11 protein-coding genes are annotated in these 12,317 nt (G+C 62.3%); 4 read left to right on the top strand and 7 right to left on the bottom strand.

All coding sequences use genetic code 11. The annotated features are described in order from the left end of the window. Positions 1-4: 4 nt before the first annotated feature. On the bottom strand, positions 5-1,780 hold the full coding sequence (locus tag AC3ITY_RS04660) for a cytochrome c biogenesis protein DipZ (RefSeq protein ID WP_489307874.1): 1,776 nt from the start codon (positions 1,778-1,780) through the stop codon (positions 5-7). A 33-nt stretch (positions 1,781-1,813) separates the two neighbouring features. Then, positions 1,814-2,332: a peptide-methionine (R)-S-oxide reductase MsrB gene (msrB, locus tag AC3ITY_RS04655; RefSeq protein ID WP_223459081.1), complete on the bottom strand. Its 519-nt coding sequence runs from the start codon at positions 2,330-2,332 to the stop codon at positions 1,814-1,816. Positions 2,333-2,483: 151 nt separating this feature from the next. On the opposite strand from msrB, the gene AC3ITY_RS04650 reads away from it, so the two are divergent. The 4 genes from AC3ITY_RS04650 to AC3ITY_RS04635 all read left to right on the top strand — a co-directional run bounded on the left by AC3ITY_RS04650 (position 2,484) and on the right by AC3ITY_RS04635 (position 7,396). Next, positions 2,484-3,203 carry a response regulator transcription factor gene (locus AC3ITY_RS04650; protein WP_057716342.1) on the top strand — a complete coding sequence of 240 codons (720 nt, stop codon included), beginning with the start codon at positions 2,484-2,486 and terminating at the stop codon, positions 3,201-3,203. Beyond that, entirely contained in the window at positions 3,200-4,720 is a 1,521-nt protein-coding gene (locus AC3ITY_RS04645) for a sensor histidine kinase (RefSeq protein WP_223459084.1), read from the top strand. Before AC3ITY_RS04650 ends, AC3ITY_RS04645 begins: the two co-directional genes overlap by 4 nt. Before the next feature lie 172 nt (positions 4,721-4,892). Then, positions 4,893-5,597 (top strand): hypothetical protein, encoded by a 705-nt coding sequence (locus tag AC3ITY_RS04640; protein WP_489307872.1) that lies wholly within the window; start codon positions 4,893-4,895, stop codon positions 5,595-5,597. Positions 5,598-5,965: 368 nt separating this feature from the next. Continuing rightward, positions 5,966-7,396, top strand: coding sequence for an aminotransferase-like domain-containing protein (locus AC3ITY_RS04635; RefSeq protein WP_489307870.1), 1,431 nt, complete (start codon positions 5,966-5,968; stop codon positions 7,394-7,396). Positions 7,397-7,420: 24 nt separating this feature from the next. Here AC3ITY_RS04635 and AC3ITY_RS04630 read toward each other — a convergent pair whose 3' ends face one another. The 5 genes from AC3ITY_RS04630 to AC3ITY_RS04610 form a co-directional block, all read right to left on the bottom strand. Further along, the gene (locus AC3ITY_RS04630; protein WP_489307868.1) at positions 7,421-8,221 is read right to left on the bottom strand and encodes an N-acyl homoserine lactonase family protein; all 801 of its coding nucleotides are present in this window, start codon (positions 8,219-8,221) and stop codon (positions 7,421-7,423) included. Between the two features lie 14 nt (positions 8,222-8,235). Then, complete coding sequence (locus AC3ITY_RS04625) at positions 8,236-9,195, bottom strand: diiron oxygenase (RefSeq protein WP_489307866.1); 960 nt, start codon at positions 9,193-9,195, stop codon at positions 8,236-8,238. Between the two features lie 67 nt (positions 9,196-9,262). Continuing rightward, positions 9,263-10,021: a TauD/TfdA family dioxygenase gene (locus tag AC3ITY_RS04620; RefSeq protein ID WP_489307864.1), complete on the bottom strand. Its 759-nt coding sequence runs from the start codon at positions 10,019-10,021 to the stop codon at positions 9,263-9,265. Between the two features lie 21 nt (positions 10,022-10,042). Then, entirely contained in the window at positions 10,043-10,915 is an 873-nt protein-coding gene (locus AC3ITY_RS04615) for a branched-chain amino acid aminotransferase (RefSeq protein ID WP_489307863.1), read from the bottom strand. 31 nt (positions 10,916-10,946) lie between these two features. Continuing rightward, on the bottom strand, positions 10,947-12,287 hold the full coding sequence (locus AC3ITY_RS04610; RefSeq protein WP_489307861.1) for a KamA family radical SAM protein: 1,341 nt from the start codon (positions 12,285-12,287) through the stop codon (positions 10,947-10,949). Between the last annotated feature and the right edge of the window lie 30 nt (positions 12,288-12,317).

Below are 12,317 nucleotides of genomic sequence, written 5' to 3'. Positions count from 1 at the left end.
GTAATCAGCCGAAGGTGAAGGCGTAAGCCGACGCACCCGGGTCAAGAAACTCGATGCTGAAGGTCCGGTCGGTCACGCCGCCGCTCTGGCGTACCAATTGATACAAGCGCTGGTCTGTCACAGTGCCGCTGCCATCGGGTGCCACGTCCATGCCGTGGGCATCTCCGGGGGCTTTGCCGTCGATCAGCACCCTGAAGCGCACCGGTTTGCCATCGGCGCCAGGGCCGAGCACCAAATGCAAATCACGGGCGTGGAAGCGATAGACGATGCGGCTGGCCGGTGCACTGGCGGTGGCCCGCTCCGGGCCGACATGCCACTGGCCGCCCAGACTCCAGTCGTTGAGGGCCAGTTGCGCCGGCGGGTTGTAGGCCGCGACCTTGTCCGGCACCAGTGCGGTTTCCGGCACGAAATGCTCCGCGCGCTGGTAGCCGACATAGGTTTCCGGCGACTGCACGGCGTCGTTGTCCGGGGCCATTTGCACACCGTCGGCCTTGGCACTGATCAGCCCGTCGGCGACCTTGGCCGCACCGGCCTCGCGCAGCAATTGCTGGATGACTCGCTCCGATTCGGCGTACGCGCCTTCGCCGAAGTGGTGATAACGAATGCGTCCCTGGGCATCAGCAAAGTAATGCGCCGGCCAGTACTCGTTGTTGAAGGCGCGCCAGATCTTGAACTCGTTGTCGATGGCCACCGGGTAGTTGATGCCCAGGTCTTTCATGGCCTTGGTGACGTTGCTGACGTCGCGCTCGAAGGCAAACTCCGGCGCATGCACGCCGATCACCACCAGCCCCTGATCGCGATACTTCTCAGCCCAGGCCTTTACATAGGGCAGCGAACGCAGGCAGTTGATGCAGGAGTAGGTCCAGAAATCCACCAGCACCACCTTGCCTTTCAAGGCTTGGGCATCGAGGGGCGGCGAGTTGAGCCACTGCACGGCGCCATCCAGCGGAGGCAGGTTGCCTTCGACCGGCAAGGTGCCCGGGGTTTTGTCAGCCACTTGCACCGCGCCCCCGGAGGTCGTGTTCTGCGCTAGCAGCGCCCCGCTGTTACGCGGCGATTTGCCGGACAGTTTCTCCACCAACGCTTGCTCGATACCGCCGGTAGACGCTGTGGAAAATCGCGCCAGAACCCCCGTATCCAGACCCAGGGCAATCGCCGCCACGCCGGCCAGCATCGCCGCGCCAAGGCCGCGACGCAGCCATTCGCCCGCGCCAATCGAGCGTTTCATCGCGGTGAAGACTTTGCCGCCCAGCAACAAGGCCAGCGCGAGGGACGTGGCGGCACCCGCGGCGTACGCCAGCAGCAAAAAGGTGGTTTGAATGCTGGCGCCTTGCAGCGCCGCGCCGGTCAGCAGCAAACCGAGGATCGGCCCGGCGCAGGGCGCCCACAACAGGCCGGTGGCCACGCCGATCAGCAACGAAGCACCAGGACGTGGCCGCGCATCGGCGCCCGCCGCCTCCGACAAACGACTGCCCGCCGCCACCAGCGGCCGGGTCAGGCGCTCGGCCATTTGCGGCAGCAACAACGTCAGTCCGAACAGCGCCACGAACACCAGCGCCAGCCAGCGCCCGTACTGGTTGAGTTGCACCACCCAGCCACCGCCCACCGCCGCCAACGTGGCGACCAACGCGAAGGTCAGCGCCATCCCCACCAGCAGCGGCAATCCGCTTTTGACGAAGGGTTGCCCGGTGCGGGCGAAGACAAACGGCAACACCGGCAGAATGCACGGGCTGACAATCGTCAGCACACCACCGAGATAAGCGAGGACCAGCAGCCACATGGCGATTACCTGCAAAAAGTGAGTGGTAGGGAATCACACCGTCTTCGGCACGAATTTCATCGCCAGGCCGTTCATGCAGTAACGCAGGCCGGTGGGTTTCGGGCCGTCGTCGAAGACATGGCCCAGATGCCCACCGCAGCGCCGGCAGTGAACCTCTTCGCGGACCATGCCGAACGCACGGTCCTGGCGGGTGGCCACGGCCTTGTCCAGGGGTGCCCAGAAACTCGGCCAACCGGTGCGGCTGTCGAATTTGGTCGCTGAGGAAAACAGCGGCAGGTCGCAACCGGCGCAGGCGAAGGTGCCATCGCGGTGCTCGTTGTTCAGCGGGCTGCTGTAGGCCCGTTCGGTACCCTCTTCGCGAAGGATGTCGTACTGCTCATCGCTGAGGATGGCGTGCCATTCTTTGTCACTGTGGGTCACTTCGAATGCCTCCGCTGCGCTGGCCTCGCTGATTAATGCGGTGCCTGTGGAAAACTTCGGCAACAGGCCGATCGCCAGGGTTGCCACCCCCAGTCCGCCGCTCACTAGAAGAAATTGCCGTCGTGAAAACATGCTCGTCTCCAAAAAATCCAGGGGTGTTTCATGGAACACAGCCTAGGCTTTGGGTGATCGCCAAATCCTCACGGGAAGTTAAACAATTCGTGATAACTCGGGCCCTGAAAAACCCGCACAATGCGTCCATTGCGCCGAAGGATTGAGCTGTATGGAACAGACCAAACGCGTCCTCGTGGTCGAGGACGATATGCATATCGCCGACCTGATCTGCCTGCATCTTCGCGATGAGCAGTTCGAGGTGGTGCACAGCGCCGATGGCAATGAAGGCATGCGCCTGCTGCAGCAAGGCAACTGGGACGCACTGGTCCTTGACCTGATGCTGCCCGGTGTCGACGGCCTGGAAATCTGCCGCCGCGCCCGCGCCATGGCTCGCTACACGCCGATCATCATCACCAGCGCGCGCTCCAGCGAAGTGCACCGGATTCTCGGCCTGGAGCTGGGTGCCGACGACTACCTGGCCAAGCCCTTTTCCATGCTCGAACTGGTGGCCCGGGTCAAGGCGCTGCTGCGCCGGGTCGATGCCATGGCGCGCAACCTGAAGATGGACGCCGGCAGCCTGCTCACCGACGGCCTGGCCATCGACCCGATCACCCGCGAAGTGTCCCTCGACGGACGGCGCCTGGACCTCACACCCCGGGAATTCGACTTGCTGTACTTCTTCGCCCGCCAGCCCGGCAAGGTGTTTTCGCGCATGGACCTGCTCAATGCCGTGTGGGGCTACAGCCACGAAGGCTACGAGCACACGGTCAATACCCACATCAACCGCCTGCGCGCCAAGATCGAGGCCGACCCGGCGCAACCGGTGCGCATCCTCACGGTCTGGGGCCGCGGCTACAAGTTCGCCACAGGCGAGGAGCCGCAGCCATGAGGCTGACCCTGACGCAACGCCTGTCCCTGGTGTTCGCCGTGCTGCTGCTGGTGTGCTGCGGCACGTCAGCTTGGTTGCAGGTGCGCTCCAACCAGATGCATGAGCAGGAAGTGGTGCAAGGCTTGTCCCGGGACCTGGCGCAGCACATCGCCAGTGACACGGTGCTGATGGACACCCAGGGCCTGATGCCCAATGCCGTGCGTGACCTGTTCAGCAAACTGATGCAGGTCAACCCGAGCGTCGAGGTGTACCTGCTCGACACCGAGGGCAAGATTGTCGGCAGCGCCGCGCCCGAGGGCCGGATCCGTCGTGAACGGATCGACCTGGCGCCGATCCAGCGCCTGTTGCGGGGCGATGCCCTGCCGATTCTCGGCGACGACCCGCGCAGCGTCGATGCACGCAAGGTGTTCAGCGCTGCGCCGCTGAAGGTCGACGGCAAGCCGGCCGGTTATCTCTATGTGGTGCTGCTCGGCGAGGATCACGATCGCCTGGCCGAACGCGGTGCGACCAGCGCGGCGCTCAACACAGCGCTGCTGTCCATTGGCCTGGTCGCGCTGCTGTGCCTGATTGCCGGTCTCACGGCGTTTGCCCTGATTACCCGGCCGTTGCGCCGCCTGACTGAAACCGTCAGCCAGTTCGACATCGATGGCGTTCCGGTCACCCCGGCCCTGCCCGTCGCGGTGGAAAAAGCCGCCAGCCACGATGAAATCGCCGTGCTCGATGCCGCGTTTCGGCAGATGCAGGCACGCCTGGGCGAACAATGGCGCTCATTGACCCGCCAGGATCAGGAGCGCCGCGAACTGGTGGCGAACATCTCCCACGACTTGCGCACGCCGCTGGCCTCGTTGCACGGTTATCTGGAAACCCTGTCGCTCAAGGACGCTACGCTGTCCCCTGCCGACCGCCGTCGCTATCTGGGCATCGCGCTGGACCAGAGCCGCAAGGTCGGTGGTCTGGCGCAGTCGCTGCTGGAACTGGTGCGGCTGGAACATGGTTTTGTGCAGCCGGTGCTGGAACGCTTCTCCCTGACCGACCTGGCCCAGGACATTTTCCAGAAATTCGAGCTCACCGCCGAGGCGCGCAAAGTCAAACTCAAGGCCACCTTCGCGCCTAATGCCTCGGCGGCCTGTGCGGACCTCGGATTGATCGAGCGGGTGCTGACCAACCTGTTCGACAACGCCCTGCGCCATACCCCGGCCGGTGGCGAGGTCGAACTGGGCCTGCGCCCGCAAGGATCGTTTATCGAAGTCACCGTCAGCGATACCGGCCCCGGCATCGCCCCGGAACTGCGCGAAGGGTTGTTCCTGCGTCCGTTCAATATCGGCGGCGCACGGCGTGATGGCGGGTTGGGGCTGCGGATTGTGCATCGCATCCTGCAATTGCATGGGCGCGAGATCCAGTTGATCGATGTGCCGGGGCGGGGGGCGACGTTTCGGTTTTCTTTGCCGATCGATGAGGAAACGGCGACTGCGTTGGCGGTGCGGTCGATGAACCTCAATACACCGAGGCAGGCCTGACAGACCGCGGCGTCTGCTTTCGCGAGCTGGCTCGCTCCTACAGGGGAGCAAAAAAATGACCAGCCGCCCGTTGATCCGTGACAACGCCGCCCCGGTCCAATAGATTAGGCGACCTGAAAAAGCCCCCGGGCTTTCTCGCCCCAATTCAAGTTATAGAAGTAGTGAAATATCAATGTCCGATTCCAATACCGCTGAAACCGTAGTCACCTTGTCGTCCAAAGCGGAATACGAAAACTCCATCAATCTTTCACAACACGTGTCCCAGGCCAAGACCATCAGCGAGATGGTGCTGGACGCTTTCCAGTCCACCCGCGAAAGCGACCAGATCCGCGAACTGCGTGCCGCCATCCGTCAGGCCCACGACAGCTTCGACGATGACAAGGCCTACGAACTGATGGGCCAGCTCAAGCAGCTCAAGGACGTCGAGGCCGCCGACATCGCCGCCCTCGAAGACCTGAGCAGCAAATTCCCGATCAGCCGCATCCTGTCCAGCTTCAAGGACGACCCGGCGTTCCAGGAAATCGTCTACGGCCTGGCCCTGAAGGTGCTGAACCAGACCCACCAGGCCATCAGCAACCCGAGCGGCGGCAAGAGCAAAGCCGCCAAGGCCAAGAAAGAAGTCGAAGTGTTCACCATCAGCAAGGACGGCATGAGCGTCACCTTGCCGTTGCGCACCCCGCGCTCGCGCCTGAGCGTCGACCGTGAAGCCCTGGAATTCCTCGGTTTCACCTTCGTTGGCGAAGGCGAAGAGGCGGAACTGGAAAGCGAGACGTTCCTGGACAACAGCGGCGCCGAGCAAGCGGTCAACCGCAAGAACATCATCACCGCCCTGCAGCAGCAGACCGCGTTCGATGGGTACAGCATCGCAGCGCAGTAAGGCGCCCCACCCTGATCTGTGGTGAGAAGACTGCCTGTGGCGAGCGAGCTTGCTCGCGCTGGGCTGCGAAGCAGCCCCAAACAATCTGACAACACTTGCCGATTGTTGTGAGTGCTCCGCACTGGAGCGCCAGCCCGGTCAAGCGGGAGCAAGCTCCCTCGCCACAGATACTTCACAGCCCCACTCAAGAGCCCCGCCATCTGAGCGGGGCTTTTTATTGCCCGTGATTCGGGCAAATCCGCGATTACTCTTCCAGTATCGACGCAGAACCAAACTTCCCTTCACCCATGAGCACCACGGGTCCGCCTGCGGGGAGCGTCAACTCACTTTCCAGCCCAGACCTCAGTGGTGCAACTGCCGAGGTCATCATGAACACGACCCCCTTGTATCGCCAGTTGGCCAACCACTACCTGGACGCTATCCGCAGCGGCACCCTGAAAACCGGTGAACGCCTGCCCTCGATCCGGTTGATGATGGAAAAACACGCCGTCAGCCTGTCGACCGCCGTGCAGGTGTGCCGGGAACTGGAAGACTGCGGTGTGCTGGAAGCCCGGCCGCGCTCCGGCAACTACATTCGCCAGCCCGACACCCTGCCCAGGCCCGCCCCGATTGCCCTGGCACCAGCGCCGGACACCCGCGCGTATGTCGGCATTCATGAACAGGTCTGCGCGGTGCTCAAGGCCAGTCAGCGCGCGACGATCAAGGTCAATTTTGCCAGCGCCTACTGCGCGCCTGAGCTTTATCCGCTCAAGACCTTGCAAGACAACATGATCAAGGCCCTGCGTTACGACGCCTGCCTGTTCGGCACCGCGGGCGGCGCCTGCGGCAACAGCGCATTGCGCAACATCCTGGCCCGGCGGGCACTGGCCAGCAAGACCAACCTGGCCCCCGAGCAGATCGTGATCACCAACGGCGCCACCGAAGCGATCAACCTGGCCTTGCGTGCGGTCACCCGCCCCGGCGACTCCGTGGCCGTAGAGTCGCCAACCTTCTACGGTCTGCTGCAAATTCTCGAAAGCCTGAACCTGCGCGTGCTGGAAGTCCCGGCCTCGGCCCACACCGGGCTCAATCTGCAGGCCCTGCAACGGCTGCTGCAAGGCCCCGAACGGGTCAAGGCGCTGATCGTCATCCCCAACCTGCAAAACCCGTTGGGCAGCATCATGCCCGACGCCAACAAGGCCCGCCTGGTGAAACTGTGCGCCGAGCACAACACCGTGCTGATCGAGGACGACACCTACGGCGACCTGGTGGACACCGAGCAGCCGCTGTCCACGCTCAAACATTGGGATAGCACCGACAACGTGATCTATTGCGCTTCGTTGAACAAAACCCTGGCACCGGGCATGCGCCTGGGCTGGATCAGCGCCGGCAAATGGCACGACCGCGTGGAGATGCTTAAGCATGCGCAGTCGCGGGGGTGCGAGGCGTTATCGCAAATGGCGGCCAGCGAATTCATGCGTACACCCTCCTACGAGCGTTATCTGCGGCGGTTGAGGAAAACCCTGACCCAACAACGTCAACAGATGAGCGAGGCGATTATTCGTTACTTCCCCCTCGGCACCCACGTGACCAACCCCCAGGGCGGCACGTTGTTATGGGTTGAACTGCCTCGCCGGCATTCGTCCATCGCGTTTTTTCACGAGGCGTTGAAGGTCGGCATCCAGATTTCGCCTGGGGATATCTTTTCCAATGCCAGGCGTTTCGATCACTTTGTGCGCATTGGCTGTGGCGCGCCGTATTCGCCGCGGATTGATGAGGCACTGCAGACGTTGGGACGTATCCTGAAAAATCAGGGCTAACACTACCCCCTGTGGGGGTGATTTTCAGAGCGGATTCTGGTGCAGGCAAATGATATGCGGGTCGTCATTCCAGTGCGGGAAACGCTCGGCGATCAGCGGGTCGTGGCCGGGGATGACGTGGTCTTCGCTGTCGGCCAGGCGGTCGATCTCGGTGAAGGCTTCGAGAGTTTGCGCCAGGTCATCAAGGATCGGAAACGGACTGCGCTGACGAATGTTGACCCACAAATGTGCGGCATCCGAGGCCAGCACAATCCAGCCGCGTCCGGTATTCACCCGCACCACCTGGCTGCCCGGCGTATGCCCGCCCACCGGGTGCAGGGTCACGCCGGGAAGCACCTCGACAACGCCTGTGTGCAAACGCATCCGCCCTTCGAACAGCGGTGGCAGCGCCGACATCACGTCCTCGACCTCGTAGGTTTTGTTCACCGTGCGATGGGCCATTTTCGGCCCGGTGCAGAAACGCAGTTCCGCTTCCTGCAAATGCACCGTCGCCTTCGGGAACAGCCCAAGGTTGCCGGCGTGATCCCAGTGCAAATGGGTGAGAATCAGGTGCTCGACCCGGGCCGGATCGATGTCCAGTTGCCGCAGGGATTCTTCCGGCAGGCGGTACATCTGGCGATTGCGCCGGTGCGCCGTGGCCGGTTGGAAACAGGTGTCGACCACGATCACCTGCTGCTCGTTGCGGATGACCCAGAAATAGTAGTCCAGCGGCATCGGCGCATTCGGATCACCGCAGCAGGCATCGTAGAGAAAATTCTCCCTGGCGGTGCGCTGGGCGTTTGCGCCGACACGAATAGCGAAGACTTCGTACACAGGAGCAAACATGGACACCTCCGGGTTCAGGCGGCCGCCGTGGTTTTGAGGGTCGGGCGGAAATCGAAATCGATCTGGTCGCTGATGCCCAGGTCCTGCGCCAGCTTATGCAGACCGCTGTAGTCGCGCATGATGGTCGCGTTCTTGTTGCTCTCGCGGGTGTCGGCAATGATCAGCGCCGCATCCTCGACCCTGAGCTGCGTCAGAATCGCCTCCCACATCGAGTAGTCCTGGGCGATAAAAGCACTCAGCGCCACCGACAGGTTGCGTGCGAAAAATTCCCGCTGCATGGGCTGCATGTTCGCGTACATGACCTTGGCCACTTCGGCCAGCACCTTGCTGTGGGCATATTCGTCACGGTTGTGCAGCTCAGCCACCCGGCGGTTCTGCGGCTGGATGGTCTGGTCGTCTGCCAGCAAGTCCAGATAAGCGTTGACGCTGATCTCGGCCACCACCGCAAAGGTGATCGCCGCCAGATCCCGCTGCCATTGTTCGGGCAGTGCTTCACGCTGGGCTTTAAGGCGCAGGTAAGTGACGGAGGGTGGCAAGTCCAGATCCTGATCCAGCGCCCGGTCCAGCTTGGTCCGTTCGATGGCGCGCAGGTGCATCAGCGTGTGGTAGTGCTCGTCGATCAGGGTTTGTTGCATGGCCTCGCGAAAGTGCCAGTCGTCCTTTCCCAGGTACTGATTGGCGATGACGCTCAACGCCGGATTGACCACATGTTCCTCGGCGGTGACAGTGCGCAGGTTGTAGCCGATCCAGCCCCAGGTCACCACGCTGCTCTTGAGCTCGTCGCTCAAGGCCTGGAATTTCGGATGATGGAAGAACGGCACCATGCACTCCGGGTAGTCCGGGCGCGCCGGGTCGAATGCTTCGTTGATCTGGGCCCTGTCCGGCGAACACACCGTGGCGCGCTTGGTCCAGGCCTGGTTGAGCCGCACGATCAGTTGATGATCGACCTGGGCGATCTCGATTGCTGTTTGCATGACGCGATACCTGTAAGGCGCGTACCCGCCACGGGGTACGCCAAAAGAATGAAGGGCGCCGGAAAAATCAGGCCAGCCAATAGCGGGTCAGGTTGCGCGCCGGGTCAGTGTAACGACTGCGGGCGTGGATCATTCGCCAGTTGTCCCAAATCAGCAGGCATCCGTCGGGAATCAGCACCGGAACGTTGTGCTCGACGAAATACGCTTCGCCGAGCACGGCAAACCTGGCCAGTGGCGAGGTACTGTTGGCGACCAGTGATTGCTGCAGGGCCTCCTTGGACGGGTTCACGTCGCCGTAGTGAAACTGGTTGTAGCTGAAGCGAAAAATATCCCCATCTTCCGTAGGCGTGAGGATGTACTCCTTGACCTGCCGCTGTCCCGGCTCGCCCGGTTTGGCGGTGGCGACAAATTCTACCGGAGTGTCATCCAGCCACTCACGCAGTTCTGGTTCGCTGCGTTCCAGGGACTTGAGAAATTCGTAACCGTCCACCAAGCCGGTGTGCCCGCCACCGCACGTGGCCTGTTTATGGCAATGCAACGCCAGGTAGCGCGGTGGCGGGCCGTACACCGGTGCTTCAGTGTGCGGGCCGATGCCGTTCATGCTCTGGGAATACGGCAAGTCTTCGTAACCCGGCTTGCGGGTAATGGGAAAGGCCATCTGGCCGTTGAACTGCGGAATGATCGGGCCGAATTCGCGCAAGGTGCCTACGACATCATCGGCAAATTCCTCGGGGGTCAGCACCGTCCAGCCCAACGTCGACAGTTCTTCGTGACGATGGCCGAGCGAAATGCAAGGTTGAGACGCAACAATCCCTTGGTCTGACATGGTGAGATTCCTGGCAGGTAATCAGGCGTTTACGGTTGAGGTGTAAGCGGCGATGAAGTCGCGGCAGGCGTCACCCGGTCGATAGTGCTGCTCATCGATGCTCTGCACTGGGGTGATTTCGGCGGCGGTGCCGGTGAGAAAACACTCGTCGAAGTCGCCAAGCTCTGTAGGCAGAATCGTGCGTTCGACCACCTGGTAGTCCAGCGCCCTGGCCAGTTCGATCACGGTCTGGCGGGTGATGCCGTTGAGGAAGCAATCCGCTGTCGGGGTGTGCAGCGTCCGGTCTTTGACGAAGAACACATTGGCGCTGGTGGCTTCGGCAACGTGGCCGCGCCAGTCGAGCATCAGCGCATCGTGGTACCCCGTGTTCTCGGCGTCGTGCTTACTCAGTGTGGCGATCTGGTAATGCCCGGAGGCCTTGGCTTGGAACGGGCTGCTACTCGGTGGCGGGCGACGCCAGGTCGCGGTTTTCAAGCGGATGCCGGCCATGCGCGCCGCCGGGTCGAAATAGCTCGGCCACTGCCAGCACGCGATGGCCAAGTGCACACGGTTGAAACGTGCCGAGGTGGAAATCATCTCGCTGCCACGCCAGGCCACCGGGCGCAGGTAACCGTCAACGACCTTGTTGCATTGCAGCAGTTCGTGGCTGGCCGCCTCCATTTCAGCCAGCGCATAGGGGATGGCAAAGTCCATCAGTTGCGCCGAGCGATACAAGCGCTCGCTGTGTTCGCGCAGCTTGAAGATCCTGCCGTTGTAGACCCGCTCGCCTTCGTACACGGTGCTCGCGTAGTGCAGGCCATGGGTCAGCACATGCAACTGCGCCCGGGACCACTCGACGAACTCGCCGTCGAGCCAGATAACGCCCTCGCGCTGATCAAACGGGATACTGCTCATATCCATATCTCCCCATTGTTCATGATTTTTCCTACGCCGTTTCCAGCAACACGGGTATCAATTCCGGCACGGCGGTGAGCTCGGTCTGAAAGAAGAACGCCCGCTCGCCGAAGGCCGGTTGCAGGTCATCGAACCAGGTCACCTGCGGATCGAAGCGCGCGTAGAACGTGCGCAACACCCATTGCGGATTGCGTGCCTGGAGAAACTGCAAGACGAAGACCTTTTCCCCGGCGACGGTCTCGATGCCGTTGATCAACACCTTGCCGTAGAAGGTGCTCATGGACGGCCCGCGCACCGTGCGCGCAAGCCCCGACACCGTGCGGTACGCCGCCTGGAAGATCTCGAAGGCCCGGGCCAGTGGCATCGCGAAGTAGTGGCTGGGCCCTGTATCGCGCTCGACGAACATGTAATAAGGCACCGCCCCGAGCCGCACCCCTTCGGTCCACAGCGCGGCCCAATCCGCGGGGTTTTCGTTGATGTGGCGGATCAGCGGCGCCTGCATGCGCACTGTCGCGCCCGTCGAGCGAATGCGCTCGACGGCCTGGCGGGCAATGGTCTGGCGGATCTCCACCGGGTGGTTGTAGTGGCCCATGATCGACAGGTTTTTCCCCGCTGCGACGATTCGTCGGAACAGCTCCAGCAGCTCTGGTGCATCCTTGTCGCTGACAAAACGCTGCGGCCAGTACGCCACGGACTTGGTGCCGATGCGGATGTTCTTCAGGTGTGGCAACGCCAGCAGCGGCTCGATGTAACCGGCCAGCGAGCGGGTGTTCATGATCATCGGGTCGCCGCCGGTAATCAGCACGTCGGTCACTTCGCTGTGCACCCTCAGGTAGCTGACCAGTTCCTGGGACTCACGGGCGTTGAACTTGAGTTCTTCCTCGCCGATGAACTGCGCCCAGCGGAAACAGAAGGTGCAGTACGCGTGACAGGTCTGACCGGCACCGGGGAAAAACAGCACGGTCTCGCGGTACTTGTGCTGGATGCCCGGCAGGACTTTGCCGTTGAGGGTGACACCGTTGTGGGTCAACTGCCCGGCCGGATGCGGGTTCATGCGCCGCCAGATCGCCTCGATCCGACGCTTGATCGCTGCGCTGTCATCCAGCTCGATCAGTTGCTTGAGCGAGGCATATTCCTCCGCCAGCAACATGTCCTTGTGGGGGAAGGTCATGCGGAAAACCGGATCGTCCGGAATGTTGTTCCAGTCGATCAGCGTGCCCAGCACATATTCGTTGGTGCGAAACGGCATGACCCGCGCCACCACGGTCATGGCCTCCTGCAACGCCGGCGTCAGCTTGTGCCAGTACGGTGAGTCGCGGATGGTGCGCGAGTTATAGGGTTTGTAGCGTTCGTGCTCCGACAGTCCTTGCATGGCCGCGCTCCTGGTGATTGCCCTGAGTGT

It is taken from the genome of Pseudomonas sp. GL_091 (assembly GCF_057837725.1).
The sequence above is the reverse complement of the archived record's forward strand: the minus strand, read 5'-3'. Positions and strand labels throughout refer to the sequence as shown.